Here is a 25,351-nt window from a genome sequence, read left to right on the forward strand (position 1 = left end):
CTTGAGCGAAACGCCGTGCGCCCCTAAGTCGCACCTCATGACGTCCACCAACGATATCCGCCGTTCGTTCCTCGACTATTTCGAGCGCGAGGGCCATGCGCGCGTGCCTTCGGCCCCGCTCGTTCCGCACAACGACCCCACGCTCATGTTCGTCAACGCGGGCATGGTGCCGTTCAAGAACGTGTTCACCGGGCTGGAGACGCGGCCATACAGCACCGCTGTCAGCTCGCAGAAGTGCGTCCGCGCGGGCGGCAAGCACAACGATCTGGACAATGTCGGCTACACCGCGCGCCACCACACCTTCTTCGAGATGCTCGGCAACTTCTCGTTCGGCGACTATTTCAAGGAGCAGGCGATCACGCATGCGTGGACACTGCTCACCAAAGAATGGGGCCTGCCCGCGGAGAAGCTGACTGCCACCGTCTATCATACCGACGATCAGGCATTCGACCTGTGGAAGAAGATCGCCGGGCTTCCCGAAAGCCGAATCATCCGCATCCCGACCAAGGACAATTTCTGGGCGATGGGATCGGACGGGCCCTGCGGGCCGTGCTCGGAAATCTTCTACGACCATGGCGATCATATCTGGGGTGGACCGCCGGGATCGCCGGAAGAAGACGGCGACCGATTCGTCGAGATCTGGAACCTGGTGTTCATGCAGTTCGTCCAGGCGGACGACCAGATCGTCGGGGATCTTCCGCGCCCGTCGATCGACACCGGCATGGGGCTCGAGCGGGTCGCCGCGGTGCTCCAGGGCGTCCATGACAATTACGACACCGACACGTTCAAGGCGCTGATCGCCGAATCGGGTGCGCTCACCGGCGCGTCGACCACCGGCGAGAACCAGGCGAGCCACCGCGTGATCGCCGATCACCTGCGCTCCTCGGGCTTTCTGGTCGCCGACGGCGTGCTGCCGGCGAACGAGGGACGCGGCTATGTTCTCCGCCGCATCATGCGCCGCGCGATGCGCCACGCGCACCTGCTGGGTGCCAAGGACCCGCTGATGCACCGCATGGTGCCCGCGCTGGTCGCCGAGATGGGCGCAGCCTATCCTGAGCTGGTTCGTGCGCAACCGCTGATCGAAGCGACCCTGCTCCAGGAGGAGACGCGCTTCCGCCAGACGCTCGCCAACGGCCTGCGGCTGCTGGACGAGGCGACGCAGGGGCTGAGCGACGGCGATACGCTGCCGGGCGCGACGGCCTTCAAGCTCTACGACACCTTCGGCTTCCCCTATGATCTGACCGAGGACGCGCTGCGCCCCAAGTCGATCAGCGTCGACCGTGAAGGCTTCGACGCCGCCATGGCCGAGCAGAAGCGTGCGGCGCGTGCGGCCTGGAAGGGATCGGGCGATAAAGCCTCCGACGAGCTTTGGTACGATCTGGCGGACGAGCTCGGCAGCACCGAGTTCATCGGCTATTCGGGCACCGAGGGGGAAGGTGAGGTGATCGCGATCGTCAAAGACGGTGCCCGCGTCGAAAGCGCGGGTCCGGGCGATAGCGTGATCCTGCTCACCAACCAGACACCCTTCTACGGCGAGAGCGGCGGCCAGATGGGCGACGCGGGTAGCATCTCGAACGAGAAGGGGCTGCGCGCCGTGGTCGACGACACGTCGAAGCCGCTCGGCCGGCTCCATGCGCATAATACGAAAATCGAGGGCGGCGAAGTCGCGGTGGGCGACACCGTGCATCTCTCGGTCGATGCCGAGCGCCGCGATCGCATCCGCGCCAATCACAGCGCTACCCACCTGCTTCACGCGGCGCTCCGCGCGAGGCTCGGCGGCCACGTCACGCAGAAGGGCAGCCTTGTGGCGCCCGACCGGTTGCGCTTCGATTTCTCGCATCCCTCCGCGCTGACGGCACAGGAGATCGCCGACATCGAGGCGGACGTGAACGCCCAGATCCGTAACAACGAGTCGGTCACCACGCGGCTTATGACGCCGGATGACGCGATTGCGGCGGGCGCCATGGCGCTGTTCGGCGAGAAATACGGCGACGAGGTGCGCGTGCTCTCGATGGGCCGCAACGCCGACGTCTCCTATTCGGTCGAGCTTTGCGGCGGCACCCATGTGAGTGCCACCGGCGACATCGCGATCTTCAAGATCATCTCCGAGAGCGCTGTCTCCTCGGGCGTGCGGCGCATCGAAGCGCTGACTGGTGAGGCGGCCCGCCAGTGGCTGAATGGTCGCGACGAGCGGCTGCGCGAGGCGGCCGCTGCGCTCAAGGCATCGCCGGACGAAGTGCCGGCGCGCGTGGCCAGTCTGATCGAGGAACGGCGCCGGCTCGAGCGCGAACTGGCGGACGCCAAGAAGGCCCTGGCACTCGGTGGCGGGGGATCGGCTGCGCCGGCAGGGCCGGAGCAGGTCGGCGGGCTGAACTTCGTGGGCCAAGTGCTCGAAGGACTTGAGCCCAAGGCGCTGCGTGGCGCGGTAGACGAGGCCAAGGCGCGGATCGGGTCCGGCGTGGTCGCGCTCGTGGCGGTCAACGAAGGGCGCGCGTCGGTCGCGGTCGGCGTGACCGACGACCTCCTTGGCGCGCAGAATGCCGTCGAGCTCGTCAAGCGCGCCGTCGAAGCGCTGGGCGGGCAGGGTGGTGGCGGCCGTCCGGATATGGCCCAGGGCGGCGGGCCCGAGGGCAGCAAGGCGGCCGATGCGCTGGCCGCGGTCCGCAGCATGCTAGCCGCGGAGAAAGCCCCGGCCTGAGTAGGGGCGGAGCGGACTTCGCAGGATCAACTACTCCATCTAGAGTGAACCGATGATGCTCCTTCCGCTCCTCCTTTCGATCGCTGCCGGGCAGGCCGACGGCGACTTGCTGGCCCCCGCACGGCAGGGAATGCTCCGCTGCGCCTCGCCCGACCGGGCACGCAAGAGCTGCGCTACGCTCACTCGGTTCACGTTCAAGCCCGACGGCAGCTTCGATGCCGAAGTGACGGGCGTCGGCGGACCTGCCGGGATTCAGGTCCACTATCGAGCGCCGGGGACCCTAGTCGACGGCGCCGCCTGCTTCACGCATCAGGCCAACACGCTGGCCGATGCCAGTTTCACCAAGCCCGGGGCGAAGCTCGCGCAATCCCTCCAGGATTCGCTGCGCAACCAGCTCGCCGCATCGATGGCGCCGCTCAACGGGAAGCAGCGCTGCTACCGCGACACGCCGGTGGGCGGCGCGCTGGTCAGCCGGACGACGCTGGACGGCGCGGCGCACCCCGAACTCGACCGCACGGTGCTGTGGGTGCGGCCCGAGGACGGCTACAAGGTCGAATAGCCCCGCTCAGCCGGGCGAGCTTTCGGTCTCTCCCAACTGCGTGCGACGCAGCCGCGGCTCGCGTTCCAGCCCCGCGGCTTCCTTGATTTCCTTGCGCATCTCATCGCGCTTGCCGTGGATCGAGGCAATCACCGGACCCACTGCGATGCCGACGTCCACCAGCACCGCCTCCGAAAGCTGGAGCGAGCTTTCGAGCGTTTCAGGGACCGCATCGGTGGCACCGGCCTTGTAGAGCTCGGCGGCGTGCGCAGCGTCGCGGGCGCGAGCGATGATCGGCAGATTGGGCACCCAGCCGCGTACCCGCTTGGTGAGGCGCACGGTGAGCACCGGATCGTCCATCGTGAGCACCAGCGCCTTGGCGTGGCCGAGCTTGAGCTGATCGACCAGCTCGGTGCGCGTCACGTCGCCGAACAGCACCGGATGCCCCTCGCGACGCGCGGCGTTGACGTTGTCGATGTCGGCGTCGACGCCAAGATAGGGCTGGTTGTGCCGGCGCAGCATGTCCGCGACGGTACGCCCGACGCGGCCGAAGCCGATGACGATGGTGCCCTGCTCCACATCGAGCTCGGGTGCCGGCGCATGATCCAACTCCTTCGCCTCGATCCGGCGCGAGACGAAACGGCCGGCCTTGGCGAGCAGCGGCGTCGAGGTGAGGCCGATAGCCGTGACCGCCGACCAGAAGGCGCTGGTGGTGGGCGAGATCAGCCCGGCAACGCCGGCGACGCCGAGTACGATCAGCGTGGTTTCCGAAGGGCTTGCCATCAGCACGCCGGTTTCGGCGGCGGTGCCGGTGCGCGCGCCGGAGAGCTTGAGCAGCCCGGTGGTGACCGCCACCTTGACGACCACCACCAGCAGCGAGGCGCCGAGCAGCGCACCCCAGTTCTCGACCAGGAAGCGCAGATCGAGCCGCATGCCGACGGTGATCAGGAACACGCCGAGCGCGAGCCCCTTGAAGGGCGCGGTGATCGCCTCGACCTCGCCATGATATTCGGTCTCGGCGATCAGCAGTCCAGCGATCAGCGCGCCGACGATCGGCGAAAGCCCTGCCGCGGTGGTGGCGAGGCTGGCGACGATCACGACGAGCAGGCTCGCGGCCAGGAACAGCTCCGGGCTCTTGGTGCGCGCGGCTTGGGCGAACAGGCGCGGGAGCAGCAGGCGCCCGCCGACGAACAGGACCGCGACGGTCGCCACGCCGATACCGAGCGTGACGAAGATGCTGGTGAGCCCGTGGACGCCTGGAATGGGCGCCAGTGCGCCGAGCAGGAAGATGATCGGGACCAGCGCGAGATCCTCGAACAGCAGCATCGCGAAGGCGGCGCGGCCCACCGGGCTGGTCGTTCCCGCGATGGGCAGCACCAGCGCGGTCGAGGAGAGCGCTAGCGCTAGGCCGAGGCCGATCGCGCCGCCCGTGCTCAAGCCGGTGAGGTACAGAACCGCGGCGAGTATGAGCCCCGAGCCGAACAGCTCCGCCGCGCCGACGCCGAACACCAAGGTGCGCATCGCCCAGAGCCTGCGAAACGACAGCTCGAGGCCGATCGAAAAGAGCAGCAGGATGATGCCGAATTCGGCGAAGGGCTCGATCGCATGGGGATCCGAGATGGTGACGTAGAAGAGCCAGGGGTGCTGGCCGACGAGCGCTCCCAGGGCGGAGGGGCCGACGAGGATACCCACCAGGATGAAGCCGATGACCGGGCTGATCCGGAAGCGCGCGAAGGCGGGGATCACCAGCCCGGCCGCGCCGAGGATCACCAGCGCGTCGCTGAAGCCGCTGTTGTGAAGGTTCAACATGCGTGCCTCGCATCGAGGCGGAAAGTGGCAAAGGCTACCCAGCGCGCGGCCCGACCTTCTTTCCAGTGCGCGCCCGGAGAGCGGGTAGGGAAGGGTGGGACGAAGCAGGGGATTCTCATGGCCGCAAAGGCAGCATGCGCGCCCCTGTTTGGCAACCCGGACCGCGAATTTCGCCCGACGTAGTGGGCTGGCTTCGAGCCGGGAGCACGAAGCGCGAGTTAAGCCGACACTCAACCAGAAGGTTGGTGGCGGGTGCATCTTCCAACCCTTTGGCTGGTTCTAAAAAGCGCGGATTCCTGCGGGTTTCGAGCATTTCCGGCGATGCGGAGGTTGACTCGCGGTTGACTCGCTTGCGTGTTTTGCGCGCTGGTAGAAGGCCGGAGTCAAGCAGCGGCCGAGCGTCAGGGCTCATGCCAGGTCGAGCAATACGGAACCGCAGGAAGTGCATTACTGAACGAAAGCAGAACAAATCCTATTTTGCCAGTGCAGACTTGCCGCCGTACCGCCGGAACCGGCAAGCCGGGTCCGGCGGCAGGGCCATGCGGGCGATCGGTGGTCAGGCGGCTACCGCCTCGGCTCCCGAAAGGGTCGGATAGTCGGTGTAGCCGGCTGCTCCGCCGCCGTAGAAAAACTCCTTCCTCGGCTCGTTGAGTGGAGCACCCACACGGATACGCTGCATCAGATCGGGATTGGCGAGCGCCATCTGCCCGTAGGATTCGAGGTCGGCCACTCCCGCGACTACATCCTGGCCGACGCGCTCGCGGCCGAGCCCCGCGCGGTTGAGAATGAGAGCGCTGTTCCACGCCTTGCGCAGATCCGCCAGCAGCGTTTCGTTGCCGATGTGCACGAGATGCAGATAGGCGAGGCCGATCTTGTCGAGCTCCGCCACCAGCTGCCGGTAAAGTTCGGGCCCTTCAGGGCCTTCGTCGAGCCCGCCGAGCGTCATCGCTGGTGATAGGCGGATGGCGGTGCGTTCGGGGCCGATCGCCCCGGCAACCGCCCGCGCGACTTCGACGGCGAAACGATAGCGATTGGGAATCGTGCCGCCATATTCGTCTTCGCGCCGATTGGCGTTGGGGGCGATGAATTGCTGGATCAGATAGCCGTTGGCGCCGTGGATCTCGACGCCGTCTGCGCCGGCCTCGACCGCACGACGAGCGGCATCGGCAAAATCCTGCACGGTTGCCGCTATCTCTTCCCGAGTGAGCGCCCGCGGCTCGGGGATGGGAAGCGGACCGGCTGCAGTGAAGATGTCGAGCCCCGGCGCCACGGCGGAAGGAGCGACCGGCTGGCGGTGATGCGGGGTGTTATCCGGGTGGGACATCCGGCCGACGTGCATGAGCTGGATGAACAGATGTCCGCCCGCCCGATGGACCGCCGTGCTGATCCTGCGCCAGCCCTCTGCCTGCGCATCGTTGTGAATGCCAGGCGTGTTCATATAGCCTTGGCCGTCTTCCGACGGCTGGGTCCCTTCGGTGACCAGCAGGCCGAGGCTTGCGCGCTGCGCATAATATTCGACCGAGATCTCGCTAGGCGTTCCATCGGGCAAGGCCCTGCCGCGCGTCATGGGTGCCATCACCATTCGATTGGGCAGGCGCATCGCGCCGACTTGGATGGGGCTCCAGATATCGCTCATCGTCCTGTCTCCTGATCATTGCGTCCCGCTTGACTTAATGGTGTTGTATCAGGAACGATACGGCGCGATATGGAACATATGGGCTCAAATATGGAACAGAATTGGTTGGCTTCGATCGAGGACTTCCTGGCTGTGGCGGCACATGGCGGGTTGAATGCCGCGAGCCGCGCCACACAGGTGCCCAAGGCAACGCTCTCCCGCCGCCTTCAGGAGCTCGAGACGGCGTTGGACACGAGGCTGGTCGAACGCGGCGGGCATCGACTGGGCCTGACGGACGAGGGCCGGTTCCTGCTCGAAAGGGCAGCCCCGCTCGTGGCCGAACTTCAGCAGATCGGCGAGGCCGTGAGCGACCGCGGCCGCCAGCCGAGCGGGCCGCTGAGGATCAGCGTGCCGGGCCTGTTCGCCCAGACGCGGCTGAGCGCAATCGCGGCCGGTTTCGTGGCGCGGTATCCCGAGGTGACGCTCCACATCGACGTCTCCGACGAGTTCGTCGATCCCGCCCTCGACGGATACGATATGGTGGTCCGGGTGAATCCGAAGCCGGATACGGACCTTGTCGGCAAATGCTTCCTGCGATCGGAGATGGTGGTTGCCGCGCCACCTTCACTCCGCCCGCCTGCATCGGGCGAAGTGCCGGTGGTCGTCATCTCCTCGCTCGCCGATCTCGCTGAATGGACGGCGCGGGGCGAGCAGGGCCTGTTCCGGATCGTCCCCCGCCCGGTGATGGTCTGTTCCTCGATGATGCTCGTCTATCACGCGATCATCGAAGGCGTCGGCTGCGGACTGGTGCCGCGCTGGCTGATCGAGGACGATGTGCGGGCCGGCCGCCTCGCGCTCTGGGGCGTGGTGCCCAACCTGCGCGCGGAGGCATGGGTGCTGCATACGTCGCGACGCCTCACCAGCCCCAAGGTGCGCGCGTTCGTGGATGCACTGGTCGAGGCGCATCGGCCCGAGTGAGATCGACCGCGCCCGCGATTGCGCGGTGCCGCCAAAAGCAAAAGGGGGAGCGTTGCCGCTCCCCCTTCGCATTCGTCGTCCGTGTGAGACAGGCTTACTGCCAGCTGCCCATCGCTTCCTCGAGGTTGACGCGGATCGCCTCGAAGAACTGCTCGGTGGTCATCCAGGCCTGGTCTGGCCCGATCAGCAGCGCGAGATCCTTGGTCATCTTGCCGCTCTCGACGGTGTCGATGCAGACCTTCTCGAGCGTTTCGGCGAAGCGCGTCACCTCGGGGGTGTCATCGAACTTGCCGCGATACTTGAGGCCGCCGGTCCAGGCGAAGATCGACGCAATCGGGTTGGTCGAAGTCGCCTTGCCCTGCTGGTGCTGGCGATAGTGGCGAGTGACGGTGCCGTGCGCCGCCTCGGCCTCGATCGTCTTGCCGTCCGGCGACATGAGGACGGAGGTCATCAGGCCGAGCGAGCCGAAGCCCTGCGCGACCTGATCCGACTGGACGTCGCCGTCGTAGTTCTTGCAGGCCCAGACGAACTCGCCGTGCCACTTGAGCGCCGAGGCGACCATGTCGTCGATCAGGCGATGCTCGTAGACGATGCCCGCGGCCTGGAACTGGTCCTTGAACTCGGTCTCGAACACTTCGGCGAAGATGTCCTTGAAGCGCCCGTCATAGGCCTTGAGGATCGTGTTCTTGGTCGAGAGATAGACCGGCCAGCCGCGGCCGAGGCCGTAGTTCATGCTCGCGCGCGCGAAATCGCGGATCGACTCGTCGAGGTTGTACATGCCCATGGCGACGCCGGCGGCGGGGAAGTCGAACACTTCCTCCTCGATCGTCTCGCCGTTCTCGCCTTCCCACTTCATCGTGAGCTTGCCCTTGCCGGGGACCTTGAAGTCGGTCGCGCGATACTGATCGCCGAAGGCGTGGCGGCCGACGACGATCGGCTTGGTCCAGCCGGGGATGAGGCGGGGCACGTTCGAAATCACGATAGGCTCGCGGAAGACGACGCCGCCCAGGATGTTGCGGATGGTGCCGTTGGGCGACTTCCACATCTTCTTGAGGCTGAATTCCTCTACACGGGCCTCGTCCGGCGTGATCGTGGCGCACTTCACGCCGACGCCGTACTGCTTGATCGCATTGGCCGAATCGATCGTGATCTGATCGTTGGTCTCGTCGCGCTTCTCGATGCCGAGGTCGTAATATTTGAGGTCGATGTCGAGATAGGGGAGGATCAGGCGCTCGCGGATCCACTGCCAGATGATCCGCGTCATTTCGTCGCCGTCGATCTCCACGACGGGCGTTGCAACCTTGATCTTCGCCATGCTCGCTTGTCCTATGGTTTGATGGTTTGCGCGAGCGTCTAGGAGGATGGGGGAGGGGGATCAAGCGTCTGGCGCGCGATCCCCGGCAATCACTGCTTCCAGCACCACCAGAGCTGGGCGGGGGGCAGATTCCACCATTCGACCGCGTGATCGATGTGGGTCCAGTGCGGGGTGAGGAAATTCCGCACCTTGGGGTTGTATTGATAGACGAGGAAGGCACCGCCGGGACGCAGCACTTCCTGCGTCGCCTTGGCGATCTGGTCGCCGACGCCGGCGGGAAGCGTGGAGAAGGGCAGGCCCGAGGCGATGTAGTCGGCATGCTCGAAGCCGTGATCGCGGATGATCTTCTGGACGTCGGCGGCGGAGTCGTTGACCGCGATGAAGCGCGGATCGTCGATCGTGCGGCTGAGATAGTCGATGAAATCGGGGTTGGTGTCGATCACGATCAGCTTGGCGTCGGGCGCGAGGCGCTCGAGAATCGGCCGCGTGAAGGTGCCCACGCCGGGGCCATATTCGACGAACAGCTTGCAGTTCGCCCAATCGACCGGCTTCAGCATGTGGCGGACCAGCGTCTGCGACGAGGAGGCGATCGCGCCGACCATCACCGGATGCTTGAAGAAGCCCTTGAGGAACATCAGCCAGGGCGAAGGCGTGCCGGCCCCGCGGGCACGGGTGCGGCGCTTGGCCTCGGCGGTTGATGCGGGCATGTGAATCCTTCGGAATAGTGGCGAACTGGTGGAAGCGACTGCGCAAGAATCCGCCAAGATTCAAGCGCGTCGGGGTGGTCCTGCCGTCGACGGCAACCGTCGGTGGGGCGAACTGGCTTGCGCAGATAGACCACCTCTGCGCATTCCTCAAATCCTATTGCGACGAGCGGCGGCGCGGATCGGAGCCGCCGCCCGAATGTTCAGGCCGTCTAGGAAAACGGGCGTGTCGCCGCTACACCGCGCGGCATGGCATCGCTCGACAAATCCGGCGTCGGTACATCGACGGTTAAATGGCGCTTCCCCAGCATTCACCCCGAGGGGCGCAAATATGTGCTGATCGCGGGCGCGATCGCGCTGGTGAGTCTCTTCGTCTGGGACTTCATCACCTGGCCGTTGGTGTTCCTGACGATGGGCGTCGCCGCCTTCTTTCGCGATCCGGTGCGCGTCACACCGCAGGGCGAGGGCCTGATCGTCTCGCCCGCCGACGGGCTGATCACGATGATCGAGCGCGTGCCGCTGCCGCCCGAGCTCAAGGGGCCGCATGCGCTGGGCGAGGAGTCGATGGTGCGCGTGTCGGTGTTCATGAGCGTGTTCGACGTGCATGTTAACCGCACCCCGATCACCGGCACGGTCAAGCATGTCATCTACATTTCCGGCAAGTTCATGAACGCCGATTTCGACAAAGCGAGCGAAGAGAATGAGCGGCAGCACATCGTGGTCGAGGACCGCGACGGGCTGCGGATCGGCTTCACCCAGATCGCCGGGCTCGTCGCGCGGCGCATCGTCGCTTTCGTCAAGTCGGGCGACATGGTAGTGGCGGGGCAGCGCGTGGGGCTGATCCGCTTCGGCAGCCGCGTCGACGTGTTCCTACCCGAAAGCTATGCATGCGAAGTCGCGCTCGGCCAGCGCGCGATCGCCGGCGAGACGATCCTGGCGCGCAGGGGCGGGACCGCAGCGACGGGAATCGCCCAATGAAACCGCCCCGACGCGAGCGGGGCATCCCGCTTCGCGCGGTGCTGCCCAATACCGTGACTGCGCTCGCGCTCTGCTCGGGCCTCACTGCGATACGTTTCGCGATGCTCGGCAAATGGGAGCTCGCGGTGCTGATGGTGCTGCTCGCGGCAGTGCTCGACGGCGTCGACGGCCGCATCGCGCGGTGGGCGCGCGCCGAGAGCCGCTTCGGCGCCGAGCTCGACAGCCTTTCCGACGCGATCTCGTTCGGCGTGGCGCCCGCGCTGATCCTCTATCTCTGGACGCTCAACGCGCTCGGCAGTTTCGGCTGGATGATCGCGCTGCTGCTCGCGCTGTTCTGTGCGCTGCGGCTCGCGCGGTTCAACGCCAACATCGATCGTGAGCACCAGCCGCACAAGTCGGCCGGTTTCCTCACCGGCGTTCCTGCGCCGGCAGGCGCGGTGCTCGCGCTCACTCCGCTGTTCCTGTGGCTCTGGGTCGAGGCGCCCCAGTTCCGCGAACCGCTGGTGATCGCGCCCTGGACTGCGTTCGTGGCGGTGCTGATGATATCGAGCATCGCCACCTTCGCGCCGACGATCCGGTTGCGGCAGCGGATTCGCTTCGAGGCGGTGGCGGTACTCGTCGTGCTCGTCGCAGCGCTGGTTTCGGCGCCCTGGCCGACACTCGCGCTGCTCGCGCTTGCCTATCTCGCGACGATTCCGTTCAGCGTGCGGAGCTATCGGAGGGTCAGGCGGCTGCGCGCAGCGCAGGACGGAGCGGCATCCGCGCCGGAGCCGAGCGAACCGTCACGCGGCTGAGGCGCGGCGGAAGCACGGGAAGCGGCGAAGCAGGCCGGACGAGTTCGGCAAAGCGATGGAGCTGCGGGCGAATGCTTGCGACGAGTGCCCAGGTGGCCATCGCAAAGGCAGCGCCGAACAGCAGCAGAACAGCAAATCCAGTCATCACTCGGCTCCCAACCTCACGCGCCGCGACAGAATCGAAGGATTCTCAATCGCTTGGCTCCGCCGGACGTTCCTTGTCCGCCTTCTGGACGCTTTATGTTCCGCTAACGTTCTCGTGTCAAGCGTATGTTCTGCACTTGTTCCATATTGCATCGTCCGGGAAGTTGGGCTAAGCGCGCCGCCTCAACCCGCATGGGAAGCATCATAAACCGGTGCCACGGCCCGCCCCCGCCAAGTCTGGCGTGGGGATCACAAGGTCCCTGGTCACTCGCTTCCCAGAGGCTCAACCGGAAGGAGTTATCCCTATGGCGGCACCTGTCGTCACCATGCAGCAGTTGCTCGAATCGGGCGCGCACTTCGGTCACCAAACCCACCGCTGGAACCCGAAGATGAAGCCCTACATCTTCGGCGACCGCAACGGCATCCACATCATCGATCTTTCGCAGACCGTGCCGCTCTTCGCGCGCGCGCTGGAGTTCGTGAATTCCACCGTCGCCGCCGGCGGCAAGGTGCTGTTCGTCGGCACCAAGCGCCAGGCGCAGGAGCCGATCGCCGAGGCCGCACGCCGCTCGGGTCAGCACTTCGTCAATCACCGCTGGCTGGGCGGCATGCTCACCAACTGGAAGACGATCAGCAACTCGATCAAGCGTCTCAAGACGCTCGAGGAGCAGCTTTCGGGCGACACGCACGGCCTCACCAAGAAGGAAGTGCTCCAGCTCACCCGCGAGAAGGACAAGCTCGAGATGTCGCTCGGCGGCATCCGCGATATGGGCGGCATTCCGGACATCATGTTCGTGATCGACGCCAACAAGGAAGAGCTGGCGATCAAGGAAGCCAACACGCTCGGCATTCCGGTCGTCGCGATCCTCGACTCGAACGTGAGCCCGGACGGCATCGCGTTCCCGGTTCCGGCGAACGATGACGCCAGCCGCGCGATCCGCCTGTATTGCGAAGCCGTGGCGATCGCCGCGACCCGCGGCAACCAGGATCGCCAGGCGAGCTTCGGCATGGATCGGGGCGCGCAGGAAGAGGCTCCGATCGAGCCCGTGCTGAGCGAGCCGGTCGCCGAACCGGCGGTTGCCGAGCCGGAAGCGCCTGCCGCTTCGACTGAGCCCGAGACAGCGCTCGAGGGCGAGCGCCAGATCGACGCGTAACGTTGAAACGGGATGTCTCCGAACTGACATAGGCACGCACTAGGCGGCCGGTCAGTTCGGAACGCCGCATTCTCCCCGTTCGTGCTGCGCTTGTCGAAGCACCGTCCTTCTTCTCGGCGCCCGGCAAGAAAGACGGCCTTTCGACAAGTGCAGGGCGAACGGGGATTTTGATATCGAGGGAGCGGCCCCGGGGCCGCCAGCAAGAGGAAAGAGACATGGCCGAAATCACTGCAGCAGCCGTCAAGGAACTGCGCGAGAAGAGCGGCGCCGGCATGATGGATTGCAAGAAGGCGCTGGCCGAGACCAACGGCGACATGGAAGCCGCGGTCGATTGGCTGCGCACCAAGGGCCTTGCCGCCGCCGCCAAGAAGTCGAGCCGCACCGCGGCCGAGGGCCTGGTCGGCGTCGCCGTCGCGGGCACCAAGGGCGTGGCCGTCGAGGTCAACTCGCAGACCGACTTCGTCGCCAAGAACGAGATCTTCCAGAGCTTCGTCCGCGACGTGACCTCCGTGGCGATGGAAGTCGGGGACGACATCGACGCGATCAAGGCGGCCAAGCTGCCGGCCGGTACCGTCGAGGAAGTGCTGACGAACAACATCTCGACGATCGGCGAGAACCAGGTGCTTCGCCGCGCCAAGAAGGTCGAAGTCGCCAATGGGGCGGTGATTCCCTACGTCCACAATGCCGCGGCTCCGGGGCTCGGCAAGATCGGCGTACTCGTCGCGCTCGAATCGGATGCGGGCGTCGACGTGCTCGAGCCGCTGGGCAAGCAGATCGCGATGCACATCGCCGCGGCCTTCCCGCTGGCGCTGTCGGTCGAGGACCTCGATCCGGAAGTCGTCGAGCGTGAAGCTGCGATTCTCCGCGAAAAGAACGCTGAGAAGATCGTCGGCAAGTCCGCCGAGGTGGCCGAGAAGATCCTCAACGGCCCGATCGAGAAGTTCAAGAAGGAGAACGCGCTGCTGACCCAGGCGTTCGTCATGGATGGCAAGACCCCGGTCGCCGACGTGATCGCCAAGGCCGCCAAGGACGCCGGCGCGACGATCACGCTCAAGGACTATGTCCGCTTCCAGCTCGGCGAAGGCATCGAGAAGGAAGAGAGCGACTTCGCCGCCGAAGTGGCCGCGACGGCGGGTCTCACCAAATAAGGTCTTCCCGGACCTGATGCGCGGGCGCTGTCACCTACCGGTGGCGGCGCCCGTTTGCGTTTGTGCGCAATGCGGCGAGCTGGGCCTGCTATTGGTCGACAGTCGGTAGGCTGCTTGTCCGATATATCCGAGAATCAACTAGCACGCCGTCATGTAAGGCGGTGCTGAAGCCCCGGTTTCCTACGCTGCTGGATAACTTTGAGCAGCGTGTTCGAACCTGTTCAAGAGGCTCTGCTCCACGTCAATGCCAGCGGATTTGCGATCCTGGTAGGATCGTCTTCTTGAGGCCCTCAAGTTCGGATATGAGCACGTCCAGGCTCTCAGGCTTAAAGACCAGCGGCAACTCCACTCCGCCTTCGAGGGTCATGAGGAGCATCGGCTCACCCCGGTCGGTCTTCGCCGTCTGCATGCCCTTGGGTCGGATGAGCTGCTGCTCGTTGTCCTGGCCATTGAACCTCTCCGATTCGGCTGCCAGTGCAGCCGCTAGAGCTCCGGAGCACTCGGAGCTTACTTCGAAACGGTGGATCTCCTGATCCTCCCCGAGCATCTCAAGATGGATGCTGCCGTCCTTCGCCGACCATTGAACAACCCGAACATACTTCAACGCAGCTTCCCCTTGGTTCGACGATGATTGCACCGGCGAAGCCTGCATCGCCGCCAGCTTCTTTGCAAATTGCTGAGAGCCGTTTTCGAAAGGTGGTGCTCGGCAGCACATGGTGCGGGGCGCTATTCCTTCGGGAAGAGCAGCTTTGCCGGCCGGCGCTCGCGAGCGGTCTTGAACAGCGAGTAGGTCTGCCCCACCACCTCGGTCACACCGGTAATGGAGGAGATGTAGCTTTCCAACTCCGGCGTCTTCCTGGCTTCGACAAGCCGCACGGGTGCCGCGGGATCCGGTCCCTCAAACCGGACATAGAAAAGCGGCTCGCCTCGCCGGAGGATGAGGTCCTTCGTCGTGTCGTGCCATTCGAAGGCCCACATCAGCGCGCGCGGCCAGATATCGATCGGGAAACGGCCACTGATCTGGATGCCGGGCCTTCTATCCGCCAGATAATGAAGAATAGGGGGATATTGGTTGATGTAGACCGGATCGTCCGAGACGAAGACATAAGGGGTCAGCATCTGCAGCACCGGCCGTTGCGGGTTGCGCCATTCGTGCCGTGGCTGGAATACGATCCACCGTTGGAGAGCGTCTGAGCGGATCGGGCTTTTCTCCGCGAGCACGTTCGTGATGTCCATGCCGCCGCCAGTCAGGTTCAGGCGCAGGTGCACATCGATTGGGCAATTGATCGCGAACTGACGGCGATCGAAATCCAGGACCGAAGGACATTGCCCTACCGATCTGGGATCAGTGCTCTGGGATTCGATCCGCACGGGCTTAGGCGAATCCCAGATGATGCTCGTCTTTTCGGCATTGAGCAGCCAGCCAACCGTATAAACGCGGGATTCGGTCGGTTCGCGCTGATCGGAACTCGGCTCGGTCCCGGCGCTGCGGGGACCTTTCGAAAATAGATTCTTCAGCATTCGCGGATTTGTGCCCTTCTATCATCTCGGCTGGGGCGCCGAGCGGATTTTTCCGGCATCCGCGCGTAGCACGGCAGCCGCTGACGAGCTAGCCGCGTCGTCGCGGCGGAGTGGTGCCCAATGCTTCGCACCCGGGCGCACGCTCCACAACAAAGCAGGGCCGAGCCGCTTGTCCCTGTGTCGCCGCTCCTCTAGGGTCCGCGCCGCTCCATTCTCCCCGATTCAAGGCTTCCATGACTGCTCCCCGCTTCAATCGCATCCTCCTGAAACTCTCTGGCGAGGTCCTGATGGGCTCGGGCCAGTTCGGCATCGACCCTGCGACCTGCGCGCGCGTTGCTGCCGAAGTGAAGGAGGCGACCGAGACGGGGCTGCAGGTCTGCATGGTCGTGGGCGGCGGCAATATCTTCCGCGGGCTGGCGGGCGCGGCGCAGGGCTTCGATCGTGCCTCGGCCGACTATATGGGCATGCTCGCGACCGTGATGAACGCGCTGGCGATGCAGAACGCGCTCGAGAAGGCCGGGGTCGATACGCGCGTCCAGTCGGCGATCCCGATGCAGTCGGTGTGCGAGCCGTTCATCCGTCGCCGTGCCGAGCGGCACATGGAGAAGGGACGGGTGGTGATCTTCGCCGCGGGCACCGGACTTCCCTTCTTCACCACCGACACCACTGCTGCGCTGCGCGCCGCCGAGATGAACTGCGATGCGCTGTTCAAGGGCACCAGCGTGGACGGCGTCTATGATGCCGATCCGAAGAAGGTGGCGAATGCGAAACGTTACGAATCATTGAGTTACGATCGTGTCCTAGCAGATAATCTGAAAGTGATGGACGCCTCCGCAGTGGCGCTCTGCCGCGACAACAACATTCCGATCGTGGTGTTCAACATCCGCGAGGAAGGCAATCTCGCCGCCGTGCTGCGCGGCGAGGGAACCTCCACGATCGTCCGGAACACAGCCGAATATGCTGAATAGAGGAGAGCCGTAAAATGGCCGCTTACGACAAGGCAGATCTCGAACGCCGCATGGCCGGCGCGGTCGAGGCGCTCAAGCACGACCTTCAGGGCCTGCGCACTGGCCGTGCCTCGACCACGCTGCTCGATCCGGTGACGGTCGAAGTCTATGGCGCGCAGATGCCGATCACGCAGGTGGCGAGCGTTTCAGCGCCCGAGCCGCGGCTGCTCTCGGTGCAGGTGTGGGACAAGTCCAACGTCGGACCGGTCGACAAGGCGATCCGCTCGGCGGGGCTCGGGCTCAACCCGATCGTCGACGGCCAGACGCTGCGCCTGCCGATTCCCGATTTGACCGAAGAGCGCCGCAAGGAGCTCGCCAAGCTTGCCAATCAATATGCGGAAAAAGCGCGGATCGCGGTGCGCAACGTCCGCCGCGACGGCAATGACAGCCTTAAGACCGACGAGAAGAAGGGCGTCTATTCCGAAGACGAGCGCAAGCGCCACGAGACAGAGGTGCAGAAGCTGACCGACGCCACGATCGCCGAGATCGACGCCGCGGCTGCCGCCAAGGAAAAGGAAATCCTGAACAAGTGATCCAGGGCATACGCCCCTTGTGCGGGGCGGGAGGGGCCGGTGGCCGCTAATCCTGCTCCCGTTACCGGTTCCGAGGCACCGCTGCCGCGCCATGTCGCCATCATCATGGACGGCAACGGGCGCTGGGCGAAGAAGCGCTTCCTGCCGCGCATCGCCGGGCATCGCCAGGGCGTGGAGGCGGTGCGCCGCGTGAGCCGTGCCGCGCGCAAGCTCGGCATCGAAGTGCTGACGCTCTACGCCTTCTCGTCCGAGAACTGGCGTCGCCCCGACGAGGAAGTGCGCGACCTGATGGGTCTGCTGCGCCACTTCCTGGCCAGCGAGCTCGACGAGCTGGTCTCCGAAGGCGTCAGGCTGCGCGTGATCGGCGACTGGCGAAGCCTGGCGCCAGACCTGGTGGCGATGATCGACGCGGCGATGGCACGGACCGCGGACAATCCGGGACCGACGCTGGTGATCGCACTCAATTATGGCGCCCAGGCGGAGATACTTGCGGCGGCGCGGCGGCTGGCGGCCGACGTGGGCGAGGGGAGGCTGGCGCCCGAGGCGATCGACGGGGCGCGCTTCGAAGGCGCGCTCGAGACCGCCGGCCTGCCGCCGCTCGACCTGCTGATCCGCACCTCGGGCGAACAACGGCTCTCCAATTTCCTGCTCTGGCAAGCGGCTTACGCCGAGTTGATGTTCGTCGATACGCTGTGGCCGGACTTCGACGAGAAGGCGCTGGCGGCGGCGATCGGCAAATTCGGTCAGCGCGAACGGCGTTTCGGGGGCCTGTGAGCAAAGGCGGATCGGATCTTCCCGCCCGGGTCGTGGTGGGCGTGGCGCTGATCGCATTGGCGCTCGGGGCACTCTGGACCGGCGGGCTGGGCTTCTGGCTCCTGCTGGTGATCGCGGCGCTGCTGATGATGGCCGAATGGGCCGATCTGGCCGGGGCAAGCGCGCGCCAGAAGCGGCTCGCCCAATATGCCCTCAGCGTGCCGCTGGCGATCATGGCGCCGGGCCTCGCGGCCGGCCCGGGGTTCCTTGCGCTCGGCCTCATTCTGGGAGCGACGTTCTTCGTCGGCGCAGTGGTGCGCAAGCCGCAGCTTGCCGGCGGCGTGCTCTATATCGGCCTTCCCGTGCTCGCGCTGGTGCTGTTGCGCCAGGAGTTCGGGCTGCTGACGACTTTCTGGGCAATGGCGCTGGTCTGGGCCTGCGACACCGGCGCCTATTTCGCCGGGCGGGCGATCGGCGGCCCCAAGCTGGCGCCGGCGATCAGCCCCAACAAGACCTGGGCCGGCTTCCTTGGCGGCGTAGCGGCTGCGGGCGTGTTCGCTGCACTGCTGGTGCCTTTCGGCCTGCCTTTTGCGCTCGCGTTCGCCACGCCGGTATTGGCGGCGATCGCGCAGGGCGGGGATTTGTTCGAGAGCCATCTCAAGCGCGTCGCGGGGGTCAAGGATTCGGGCAATCTGCTTCCCGGCCATGGCGGCTTCCTCGACCGGCTCGACGGGCTGGTGGCGGTGGCGCCGGTGGCGGCGTTGCTTGCGCTGATGGTGGGGCGATGAAACGCGTCACCATCCTGGGCGCGACCGGATCGGTGGGCAGCTCGACGCTCGATTTGATCGAGCGCGATCCGCAAGCGTTCGAAGTGCTCGCGCTCACTGCCCATCGCGACGTGGACAAGCTGGCGGCGGCGGCGATCCGCACCAATGCGCGGCTGGCGGTAGTTGCCGATGCAAGCTGCCTCGACCGGCTGCGCTCGGCGCTGGCGGGCACGGGCATCGAAGTGCAGGGTGGCGCGGGCGCCGTCTGTGACGCGGCCCGCAGGGGCGCCGACTGGACGATGGCGGCGATCGTCGGCACCGCGGGGCTCAAGCCGGTGATGGCCGCGCTGGAAGCGGGCGGCACCGTGGCGCTTGCCAACAAGGAGGCGCTGGTCTCGGCCGGTGCGGTGATGACCGCCGCGGCGCGGTCGCACGGGACGACGCTGCTTCCGGTCGACTCAGAGCACAATGCGGTGTTCCAGTGCCTCGACCGCACCGCGCCCAGGAGCGTGCGCCGCATCATCCTTACCGCGAGCGGCGGTCCGTTCCGCGAGACGCCGCTCGAGGCGATGCGCAGCATCACCCCGGCGCAGGCGGTGGCGCACCCCAATTGGTCGATGGGCGCCAAGATCTCGGTCGATTCGGCGACGATGATGAACAAAGGGCTCGAGCTGATCGAGGCCTTCCACCTCTTCCCGGTGCGTGCCGACCAGCTCGACGTGCTGGTGCATGCCCAGTCGGTGGTCCATTCGATGGTGGAATATGTCGACGGCTCTACGCTCGCGCAGCTCGGCAGCCCGGATATGCGCACGCCGATCGCCTATGCGCTGGCCTGGCCCGAGCGGATGGAGACGCCGTGCGCACCGCTCGACTTGGCGAAGATCGGCCGATTGGATTTCGCCGCACCCGATCCCGAACGCTTCCCGGCGCTGACGATTGCGCGGCAGGCACTCGATGCCGGTGGGGCGCGGCCGGCGATTCTCAACGCCGCCAACGAAGTCGCCGTCGCGGCATTCCTGGCCGGGCGCGTTACATTTCTTGAAATTGCCGCAATCGTTGCCGATACGCTGGCGCGCTATGACCCGGCCGCCCCGGACTCGCTCGATGCCGTGCTGGCCGTCGATGCCGAGGCGCGGGAATATGCGGCGGAGCGTGTGAAGGACTGCGTCGTTTGATCGAATCCCCCGGCATCCTGCTCACCATACTCGCTTTCCTGCTGGTGATCGGGCCGCTCGTCTTTTTGCACGAGATGGGACATTATCTCGCCGGCCGCTGGTTCGGCGTGAAGGCCGAGGAATTCTCGATCGGCTTCGGCCGCGAGATCGCGGGATTCACCGACAGGCGCGGCACACGCTGGAAGTTCGGCTGGCTGCCGCTGGGCGGCTATGTGCGCTTCGCCGGCGACATGAACCCCGCGAGCCAGCCCTCGCCCGAATGGCTCGCGCTGCCCGCCAGCGAGCGAGCGCGGACCTTCCAGGCCAAGCCGCTGTGGCAGCGCGCGATCATCGTCGCGGCGGGGCCCGTGGCCAATTTCGTCGTCGCGATCGTGATCCTCTCTGCCTTCGCGCTCGCTTATGGCGCCAATCGCACGCCGAGCACGGTGGGCAGCGTGCTTCCGGGCAGCGCGGCCGAGGCAGCGGGGCTCCGGCCCGGGGACGTGGTCACGAGCCTGGGCGGACGTTCGGTCGTCACCTATGGCGACATGGTCGAATACACCCAGCTTCGCCCGAACGAGCCGGTGCGGATCGAGTTCGAACGGGGAGGGCAGACGCTTTCGGTCGACACAGTGATCGGCGAGCGGCTCGAGAAGGACCGCTTCGGCAACGAATATCGCATCGGCCGGCTGGGCATCGGTCCCAGCGAGCCGGTCCATGAGTCCGTCGGGCTGCTCGAAGCGCCGATCGTCGGGCTCGATATGACCGGCGATGTCGTGCGGATGACGATCGACGGCCTGGGACAGATCATCACAGGTCGTCGTTCGGTGGCCGAACTCGGCGGGCCGCTCAAGATCGCCCAGGTTTCGGGCGAACGTCTCGCGATGGGACCTACAGAGTTTGTGTTCCTGATCGCGCTGATTTCGATTAATCTCGGATTCATCAACCTGTTGCCAGTCCCGGTGCTGGATGGCGGGCATCTTCTGTTCTACGCAGTAGAGGCCGTGCGCCGACGCCCGGTGGAGCCGCAGGTGATGGAATGGGCCTTCCGAGGCGGTCTGATCGCAATTCTTGCGCTGATGCTGCTGGTCACGTTGAATGATCTTGGCGGTTTCGGCGTGTGGAGGAACCTCGCCGGGTTGATCGGCTGATGCGGTTAAGGCAGGGGCGTACGTCCGGCGCCGCACGGGCAGCGGCAAAACTCGTAATCCGACTTTGGGGTGGGATGTGAATATCAAGGCAAATACTATCGGCGCACGCGCAACGGCGACGCTCCTGGCGGGCACAATGCTCTCGGGAATCGCGCATGCGCAGACCGCGCCCGCCCAGCCCGCGCCGACGGCTCCCGCCGCACCGACACAAGCGGCTCCTGCGACACCGGCACAAACGGTTCCCGTGGTGCCGGTGCCAGTGCAGGCGGCTCCCGTCCCTCCGCCGGCACAGGTGCGCACGATCCGCTCGCTGCGCGTGGAGGGCGCACAGCGCCTCGAGCCGGATACGGTGCTTTCCTACACCCGGTTGCGCACCGGCGAGACCTACACCAACGAGTCGGTCGACCAGGCGATCAAGGATCTGCTCGCGTCCGATCTGCTCGCGCAGGTGGAGATCGCAGGCGTAGAGACCGGCGATCTGGTAATCCGGATTCGCGAGAACCCGGTGATCAACCGCGTGATCTACGAGGGCAACAAGCGGCTCAAGCAGGACAAGATCAGCAAGGAAGTGAAGCTGGCGCCGCGTCAGATCTTCACGCGTACCGCGGTCCGCGCCGACGTGGCGCGCATCGTCGAGCTCTATCGCCGCCAGGGCCGCTTCGCCGCCACGGTCGAGCCCAAGATGGTGAGCCTCGATCAGAACCGCGTCGACGTGATCTTCGAGATCGACGAGGGGCCCAAGTCGAAGGTCCGCCAGATCAACATCATCGGCAACGAGATTTTCTCGGACGGCAAGCTGCGCGGCGAGATGGCGACCAAGACCTCCAGCCTGATGAACATCCTGAGCTCGAACACGAGCTATGACCAGGATCGCCTCGCCTATGACCAGCAGAAGCTGAAACAGTTCTATCTGACCGAGGGCTATGCCGATTTCCGCGTGATCAGCGCGATCGCCGAGCTGACGCCCGACAAGCGCGACTTCATCATCACCTACGTCGTCGAGGAAGGCCCGCGCTACAAGTTCGGCCCGGTCACCGTCGACAGCGCGATCCGTGACTTCGACGAGAAGCGCCTGGCCGCCGCGCTGCCGATCAAGGAAGGCGACTGGTACGACGCCAAGGCCGTCGAGGACACGATCGAGCAGCTGAGCGAGACTGCCGGAACCTTCGGCTATGCCTTCGCCGACGTGCGGCCGGAGTTCCAGCGCGATCGTGAGAACCTCACGATGTCGCTCGCCTTCAACATCGCCGAGACGAACCGCACCTATGTCGAGCGGATCGAGATCACCGGAAACCGCATCACCCAGGACAAGGTGATCCGCCGCGAGTTCCGCATCGCGGAAGGCGACGCCTTCAACACCTTCCTGGTCAAGCGCTCGCAGGACCGCATCAACAGCCTGGGCTATTTCCAGGACAAGTTCGAGATCGAGCGCAAGGAAGGCTCGACGCCCGACCGCATCGTGCTCGCGGCGAACGTCGAGGAGCGGCCCAGCGGCGAGCTGACGCTTTCGGCGGGCTTCTCGAGCCTCGAACGCTTCATCCTCCAGGCCGCGATCCGCCAGCGCAACTTCCGCGGCATGGGGCAGACGCTCTCGGCCTCGGTCGACTATTCGAGCTATTCGAAGTCGGTCGAGCTGGGCTTCACCGAGCCCTATCTGTTCGACAGCAATATCGCGCTCGGCGGCACGGTCTTCCGCCGCGACTACAACGCGTTCAACTATATCGGCAGCGATCGCAGCACGACCTACAGCCAGATCTCGACCGGCTTCCAGCTCGTCGCGGGCATGCCGCTCACCGAATATTGGACACTGTCGGGCCGCTACATCCTGACCCAGGATGACGTGACGCTCGACAGGTCGACCTTCTACACCGACACCAACGGCGACGGCATCCCCGATACCTGCGATCCCCTGCGGGCAGGCCGCTATTATTGCGAAGCGGTGGGCAATCGGCTGACTTCGCTGGTCGGCCTCTCGCTGATCTACGACAGCCTCAACAGCCGCCTGCGGCCGACCCGCGGCCAGCGCCTGAGCGTGGGCGTCGATTTCGCCGGGCTGGGCGGCGACGTGCGCTACCTGCGTGGTCGCGTCGACGGCGACAAATATTGGAACGTCGGCAGCGGCTTCATCTTCTCGGTCTCGGCCGAGGGCGGATATATCCATAGCCTGGAGGACGCGAGGACGCCGGGCAGCGATCCGGTGCGCATCACCGATCGCTTCTATCTGGGCGAGCCCCAGTTCCGCGGCTTCGACATCCGCGGCGTCGGCCCGCGCGTGCAGCGCATCGGCTATACCGGCGACCCCCGCGCAGGCACGCAGATGCTGATCACCGATCGCGACCAGATGATCGACGACGCGTTGGGCGGCAAGGCCTATTACCTCACCAAGGCCGAGCTCGAGATTCCGCTGGGCGCGGGCGCGGCCGAGATGGGTCTGCGGCCGTCGATCTTCGTCATGGCGGGTGCGCTGTTCGGCATCACCCAGCCGGCCAAGACGGTCGAGTTCGAGCAGCTCACCGACTCGAGCGGCAACCCGGTGTTCAATGCGGATGGCTCGCCGACGCTGCTCCCCAAGGACAATTTCATCAAGGACGCCGCGGGCAACCAGCTCTATCTCTATACCGATCCGACGACGCTCACGCAGTCGCTCACGCCTTGCCAGGTCGGCTTCGGCACGACATCGACCAGCTGCGTTGGCACCACGATCAACGCGATCGCCAACAACCCGACGTCGCCGTTCTTCGAGCGTTTCGTAGGCGACTCGGCAAAGCCGCGCCTTTCGATCGGCATCGGCGTCAATTGGAATTCGCCTTTCGGCCCTCTCCGCATCGACGTCGCCAGGGCGCTGATCACCGCGGAAGGCGACGATACCAAGCTCATCACTTTCAACGTAGGGACCCAGTTCTGATGATCACGAAGAAGCATCTTCTCCTGGCGCTGACGGCCGCTCCCGCGGCGCTCGCGCTTTCGATTCCTGTCCAGGCCCAGGTCGCCGGAATCGCCACCGCGAGCCCGACGCGCGTCGTTGCCGGCTCGAAGGCGTTCGCCGCCGCGCAGCAGCAAATCTCGACGACGTACAAGGCGGCGTTCGACCAGCTTGCGCAGCGTCGCCAGGCGCTCGCCAACGAGCTCAAGCCGCTGACCACGCAGCTCGACACCAACAAGGACGGCAATGTCTCCGACGCCGAGATCCAGGCCGCGGCGAACGCCAAGAACCCTGCGATCGACAAGATCCGCACTGCCCAGACCAATGCGCAGAACGACATCGCGCGGCTGGGCAACCCGGCGGCACGCGCCGAGCTGTTCGCGATCGAATCGGTGCTGCGCCAGTACGACGCCGCGCAGCTTCGCGTGATCAACGCGCGCAAGATCAACGTCGTGCTCTCGCCCGAGGCTTTCATGTACGCGCCCGATTCGGCCGACATCAGCCAGGCGATCACTGCGGAGATCGACAAGGTCGCGCCGACCGTGAGCATCCAGCCGCCGGCCGACTGGCAGCCTTCGCGCGACACGCTGGCGATCCAGCAGCAGCTTGCCCAGATCGCGCAGATGCGCGCCTATCAGCAGGCGGCCCAGCAGCAGCAGGGTCAGCCACAGCAGGGTCAGCAGCCGCCTGCGGCCGCGCCGGCGCAGCAGCCGGCAGCAAAGCCGGCGGAACCGCGTTGAGCGAGGAAGCTACGGGGGGCGCCGATATCGGGCCCCTCGACATCAAGCGCGTGATGGCGGCGCTGCCGCACCGATACCCGATGCTGCTCGTCGATCGCGTCGAGGAGCTGGTCCCGGACCAGCGAATCGTCGCGATCAAGGCGGTTTCGATGAACGAAGAGTTCTTCCAGGGGCATTTCCCCGGAAGGCCGATCATGCCCGGCGTGCTCCAGGTCGAAGCACTGGCGCAGGCTGCGGGCGTGCTCGCGGTGGAGAGCCTGGGCCTCGCCGGATCGGGCAAGCTCGTCTATTTCATGTCGATCGACGGCGTGAAGTTCCGCAAGCCCGTCGAGCCCGGCGTGCTGCTGCGGCTCGAGGTCGAGTTCGTCCAGAAGCGCGCGCGCGTCTGCAAGTTCGCGGGCCGGGCGCTGCTGAACGGTGAAGTCGCCACGGAGTGCGAGTTCACCGCGATGATCGCGGACCCACCCTCGGCCGGCTGAGCAGCACCGATCTTCTGGCCGGGCGCGGCCGAGGTTGCGCCGCGGCGCCCGCTCTGCTACGCGCCCGCGTCCGCTGCCGGTCGGAAACCGGCGGCATTTCCAAGGAATTTGACCGTGAAGAAAGACACGCATCCCGATTACCACATGATCAAGGTGCAGATGACCGACGGCACCGTGTTCGAGACTCGCTCCACCTGGGGCAAGGAAGGCGATCTGATGACGCTCGACATCGATCCGCTCGCCCACCCGGCCTGGATCGGCGGTCGCGGCCAGATGCTCGACCAGGGCGGCCAGGTCGCGCGCTTCAACAAGCGCTTCGGCGGCCTTTCGCTCGGCAAGAAGTAATCGGGCAGGGCCGCTCCGCTGCGAGCGGCGCCCTCGATACGCGAAAGAAGCGGGCCCTCCGGCAACGGAGCGGTCCGCTTCCTTTTTTGGATCTTTCTTTCCT

General features: G+C 65.7%; 23 protein-coding genes. 17 read left to right on the forward strand and 6 right to left on the reverse strand.

The features are described from left to right. Positions 1 to 37: 37 nt before the first annotated feature. Entirely contained in the window at positions 38 to 2,698 is a 2,661-nt protein-coding gene (gene alaS, locus ACMGDH_RS07960; RefSeq protein WP_436827413.1) for an alanine--tRNA ligase, read from the forward strand. Positions 2,699 to 2,753: 55 nt separating this feature from the next. Next, complete coding sequence (locus tag ACMGDH_RS07965) at positions 2,754 to 3,257, forward strand: hypothetical protein (protein ID WP_436827414.1); 504 nt, start codon at positions 2,754 to 2,756, stop codon at positions 3,255 to 3,257. A 6-nt stretch (positions 3,258 to 3,263) separates the two neighbouring features. Here ACMGDH_RS07965 and ACMGDH_RS07970 read toward each other — a convergent pair whose 3' ends face one another. Together ACMGDH_RS07970 and ACMGDH_RS07975 are read right to left on the reverse strand one after the other, a co-directional pair. Beyond that, positions 3,264 to 5,045: a cation:proton antiporter domain-containing protein gene (locus ACMGDH_RS07970; RefSeq protein ID WP_436827415.1), complete on the reverse strand. Its 1,782-nt coding sequence runs from the start codon at positions 5,043 to 5,045 to the stop codon at positions 3,264 to 3,266. Between the two features lie 556 nt (positions 5,046 to 5,601). Further along, the gene (locus tag ACMGDH_RS07975; RefSeq protein WP_436827416.1) at positions 5,602 to 6,681 is read right to left on the reverse strand and encodes an alkene reductase; all 1,080 of its coding nucleotides are present in this window, start codon (positions 6,679 to 6,681) and stop codon (positions 5,602 to 5,604) included. Positions 6,682 to 6,786: 105 nt separating this feature from the next. Between ACMGDH_RS07975 and ACMGDH_RS07980 the strand changes: the two genes are divergently transcribed. Next, positions 6,787 to 7,638 carry a LysR family transcriptional regulator gene (locus ACMGDH_RS07980; protein WP_436827417.1) on the forward strand — a complete coding sequence of 284 codons (852 nt, stop codon included), beginning with the start codon at positions 6,787 to 6,789 and terminating at the stop codon, positions 7,636 to 7,638. A 94-nt stretch (positions 7,639 to 7,732) separates the two neighbouring features. Here ACMGDH_RS07980 and ACMGDH_RS07985 read toward each other — a convergent pair whose 3' ends face one another. Continuing rightward, positions 7,733 to 8,953, reverse strand: a complete 1,221-nt coding sequence (locus tag ACMGDH_RS07985; protein ID WP_436827418.1) for an NADP-dependent isocitrate dehydrogenase — start codon at positions 8,951 to 8,953, stop codon at positions 7,733 to 7,735. A gap of 89 nt (positions 8,954 to 9,042) precedes the next feature. Next, positions 9,043 to 9,660 carry a class I SAM-dependent methyltransferase gene (locus tag ACMGDH_RS07990; RefSeq protein ID WP_436827419.1) on the reverse strand — a complete coding sequence of 206 codons (618 nt, stop codon included), beginning with the start codon at positions 9,658 to 9,660 and terminating at the stop codon, positions 9,043 to 9,045. A 246-nt stretch (positions 9,661 to 9,906) separates the two neighbouring features. On the opposite strand from ACMGDH_RS07990, the gene ACMGDH_RS07995 reads away from it, so the two are divergent. The 4 genes from ACMGDH_RS07995 (at position 9,907) to tsf (ending at position 13,875) form a co-directional block, all read left to right on the forward strand. Continuing rightward, the gene (locus ACMGDH_RS07995) at positions 9,907 to 10,635 is read left to right on the forward strand and encodes a phosphatidylserine decarboxylase (RefSeq protein ID WP_436827420.1); all 729 of its coding nucleotides are present in this window, start codon (positions 9,907 to 9,909) and stop codon (positions 10,633 to 10,635) included. After that, complete coding sequence (gene pssA, locus ACMGDH_RS08000; protein ID WP_436827421.1) at positions 10,632 to 11,429, forward strand: CDP-diacylglycerol--serine O-phosphatidyltransferase; 798 nt, start codon at positions 10,632 to 10,634, stop codon at positions 11,427 to 11,429. Before ACMGDH_RS07995 ends, pssA begins: the two co-directional genes overlap by 4 nt. Positions 11,430 to 11,878: 449 nt before the next feature. Continuing rightward, positions 11,879 to 12,727: a 30S ribosomal protein S2 gene (gene rpsB / locus ACMGDH_RS08005; RefSeq protein WP_436827422.1), complete on the forward strand. Its 849-nt coding sequence runs from the start codon at positions 11,879 to 11,881 to the stop codon at positions 12,725 to 12,727. Positions 12,728 to 12,942: 215 nt separating this feature from the next. After that, entirely contained in the window at positions 12,943 to 13,875 is a 933-nt protein-coding gene (gene tsf / locus ACMGDH_RS08010; protein WP_436827423.1) for a translation elongation factor Ts, read from the forward strand. 241 nt (positions 13,876 to 14,116) lie between these two features. On the opposite strand, the gene ACMGDH_RS08015 is transcribed toward tsf, so the two are convergent. Then, a complete protein-coding gene (locus tag ACMGDH_RS08015; RefSeq protein WP_436827424.1) occupies positions 14,117 to 14,527 on the reverse strand; it encodes a hypothetical protein in 411 nt (136 codons plus the stop codon). Positions 14,528 to 14,601: 74 nt separating this feature from the next. Beyond that, a complete protein-coding gene (locus tag ACMGDH_RS08020) occupies positions 14,602 to 15,396 on the reverse strand; it encodes a hypothetical protein (RefSeq protein ID WP_436827425.1) in 795 nt (264 codons plus the stop codon). 233 nt (positions 15,397 to 15,629) lie between these two features. Here ACMGDH_RS08020 and pyrH point away from each other — a divergent pair, with 233 nt between their 5' ends. From pyrH to rpmE, 10 genes are all read left to right on the forward strand, one after another. Next, positions 15,630 to 16,364 (forward strand): UMP kinase, encoded by a 735-nt coding sequence (pyrH, locus tag ACMGDH_RS08025; RefSeq protein WP_436827426.1) that lies wholly within the window; start codon positions 15,630 to 15,632, stop codon positions 16,362 to 16,364. 14 nt (positions 16,365 to 16,378) lie between these two features. Continuing rightward, positions 16,379 to 16,936 carry a ribosome recycling factor gene (gene frr / locus ACMGDH_RS08030; RefSeq protein WP_436827427.1) on the forward strand — a complete coding sequence of 186 codons (558 nt, stop codon included), beginning with the start codon at positions 16,379 to 16,381 and terminating at the stop codon, positions 16,934 to 16,936. A 105-nt stretch (positions 16,937 to 17,041) separates the two neighbouring features. Next, positions 17,042 to 17,710: a polyprenyl diphosphate synthase gene (uppS, locus tag ACMGDH_RS08035; protein ID WP_436828219.1), complete on the forward strand. Its 669-nt coding sequence runs from the start codon at positions 17,042 to 17,044 to the stop codon at positions 17,708 to 17,710. Beyond that, positions 17,707 to 18,477, forward strand: a complete 771-nt coding sequence (locus ACMGDH_RS08040) for a phosphatidate cytidylyltransferase (protein WP_436827428.1) — start codon at positions 17,707 to 17,709, stop codon at positions 18,475 to 18,477. The genes uppS and ACMGDH_RS08040 overlap by 4 nt, the downstream gene beginning before the upstream one ends. Next, on the forward strand, positions 18,474 to 19,631 hold the full coding sequence (locus ACMGDH_RS08045; RefSeq protein WP_436827429.1) for a 1-deoxy-D-xylulose-5-phosphate reductoisomerase: 1,158 nt from the start codon (positions 18,474 to 18,476) through the stop codon (positions 19,629 to 19,631). Before ACMGDH_RS08040 ends, ACMGDH_RS08045 begins: the two co-directional genes overlap by 4 nt. Continuing rightward, positions 19,628 to 20,761 carry a M50 family metallopeptidase gene (locus ACMGDH_RS08050; RefSeq protein WP_436827430.1) on the forward strand — a complete coding sequence of 378 codons (1,134 nt, stop codon included), beginning with the start codon at positions 19,628 to 19,630 and terminating at the stop codon, positions 20,759 to 20,761. The genes ACMGDH_RS08045 and ACMGDH_RS08050 overlap by 4 nt, the downstream gene beginning before the upstream one ends. Before the next feature lie 136 nt (positions 20,762 to 20,897). Further along, positions 20,898 to 23,666: an outer membrane protein assembly factor BamA gene (bamA, locus tag ACMGDH_RS08055; RefSeq protein ID WP_436828220.1), complete on the forward strand. Its 2,769-nt coding sequence runs from the start codon at positions 20,898 to 20,900 to the stop codon at positions 23,664 to 23,666. Further along, on the forward strand, positions 23,666 to 24,424 hold the full coding sequence (locus ACMGDH_RS08060; protein ID WP_436827431.1) for an OmpH/Skp family outer membrane protein: 759 nt from the start codon (positions 23,666 to 23,668) through the stop codon (positions 24,422 to 24,424). Before bamA ends, ACMGDH_RS08060 begins: the two co-directional genes overlap by 1 nt. Continuing rightward, positions 24,421 to 24,903, forward strand: coding sequence for a 3-hydroxyacyl-ACP dehydratase FabZ (gene fabZ / locus ACMGDH_RS08065; protein WP_436827432.1), 483 nt, complete (start codon positions 24,421 to 24,423; stop codon positions 24,901 to 24,903). Before ACMGDH_RS08060 ends, fabZ begins: the two co-directional genes overlap by 4 nt. A gap of 114 nt (positions 24,904 to 25,017) precedes the next feature. Continuing rightward, complete coding sequence (gene rpmE / locus ACMGDH_RS08070) at positions 25,018 to 25,248, forward strand: 50S ribosomal protein L31 (protein ID WP_436827433.1); 231 nt, start codon at positions 25,018 to 25,020, stop codon at positions 25,246 to 25,248. Positions 25,249 to 25,351 lie beyond the last annotated feature (103 nt).

The organism is Sphingomonas radicis (assembly GCF_051400635.1).
GTDB lineage: Bacteria > Pseudomonadota > Alphaproteobacteria > Sphingomonadales > Sphingomonadaceae > Sphingomonas.

What these genes read in the sequence shown, in the direction of transcription:
- pssA (WP_436827421.1), top strand. Translation starts at nt 10,632, where the DNA reads ATGAAACCGCCCCGACGCGAGCGGGGCATCCCGCTTCGCGCGGTGCTG.
- bamA (WP_436828220.1), top strand. Translation starts at nt 20,898, where the DNA reads ATGCTCTCGGGAATCGCGCATGCGCAGACCGCGCCCGCCCAGCCCGCG.
- ACMGDH_RS07975 (WP_436827416.1), bottom strand. Translation starts at nt 6,681, where the DNA reads ATGAGCGATATCTGGAGCCCCATCCAAGTCGGCGCGATGCGCCTGCCC.
- uppS (WP_436828219.1), top strand. Translation starts at nt 17,042, where the DNA reads ATGGACGGCAACGGGCGCTGGGCGAAGAAGCGCTTCCTGCCGCGCATC.
- alaS (WP_436827413.1), top strand. Translation starts at nt 38, where the DNA reads ATGACGTCCACCAACGATATCCGCCGTTCGTTCCTCGACTATTTCGAG.
- ACMGDH_RS07970 (WP_436827415.1), bottom strand. Translation starts at nt 5,045, where the DNA reads ATGTTGAACCTTCACAACAGCGGCTTCAGCGACGCGCTGGTGATCCTC.
- ACMGDH_RS07995 (WP_436827420.1), top strand. Translation starts at nt 9,907, where the DNA reads ATGGCATCGCTCGACAAATCCGGCGTCGGTACATCGACGGTTAAATGG.
- ACMGDH_RS08020 (WP_436827425.1), bottom strand. Translation starts at nt 15,396, where the DNA reads ATGCTGAAGAATCTATTTTCGAAAGGTCCCCGCAGCGCCGGGACCGAG.
- rpsB (WP_436827422.1), top strand. Translation starts at nt 11,879, where the DNA reads ATGGCGGCACCTGTCGTCACCATGCAGCAGTTGCTCGAATCGGGCGCG.
- ACMGDH_RS07990 (WP_436827419.1), bottom strand. Translation starts at nt 9,660, where the DNA reads ATGCCCGCATCAACCGCCGAGGCCAAGCGCCGCACCCGTGCCCGCGGG.
- tsf (WP_436827423.1), top strand. Translation starts at nt 12,943, where the DNA reads ATGGCCGAAATCACTGCAGCAGCCGTCAAGGAACTGCGCGAGAAGAGC.
- ACMGDH_RS07985 (WP_436827418.1), bottom strand. Translation starts at nt 8,953, where the DNA reads ATGGCGAAGATCAAGGTTGCAACGCCCGTCGTGGAGATCGACGGCGAC.
- ACMGDH_RS08060 (WP_436827431.1), top strand. Translation starts at nt 23,666, where the DNA reads ATGATCACGAAGAAGCATCTTCTCCTGGCGCTGACGGCCGCTCCCGCG.
- ACMGDH_RS08045 (WP_436827429.1), top strand. Translation starts at nt 18,474, where the DNA reads ATGAAACGCGTCACCATCCTGGGCGCGACCGGATCGGTGGGCAGCTCG.
- ACMGDH_RS08015 (WP_436827424.1), bottom strand. Translation starts at nt 14,527, where the DNA reads ATGCAGGCTTCGCCGGTGCAATCATCGTCGAACCAAGGGGAAGCTGCG.
- pyrH (WP_436827426.1), top strand. Translation starts at nt 15,630, where the DNA reads ATGACTGCTCCCCGCTTCAATCGCATCCTCCTGAAACTCTCTGGCGAG.
- frr (WP_436827427.1), top strand. Translation starts at nt 16,379, where the DNA reads ATGGCCGCTTACGACAAGGCAGATCTCGAACGCCGCATGGCCGGCGCG.
- ACMGDH_RS07965 (WP_436827414.1), top strand. Translation starts at nt 2,754, where the DNA reads ATGCTCCTTCCGCTCCTCCTTTCGATCGCTGCCGGGCAGGCCGACGGC.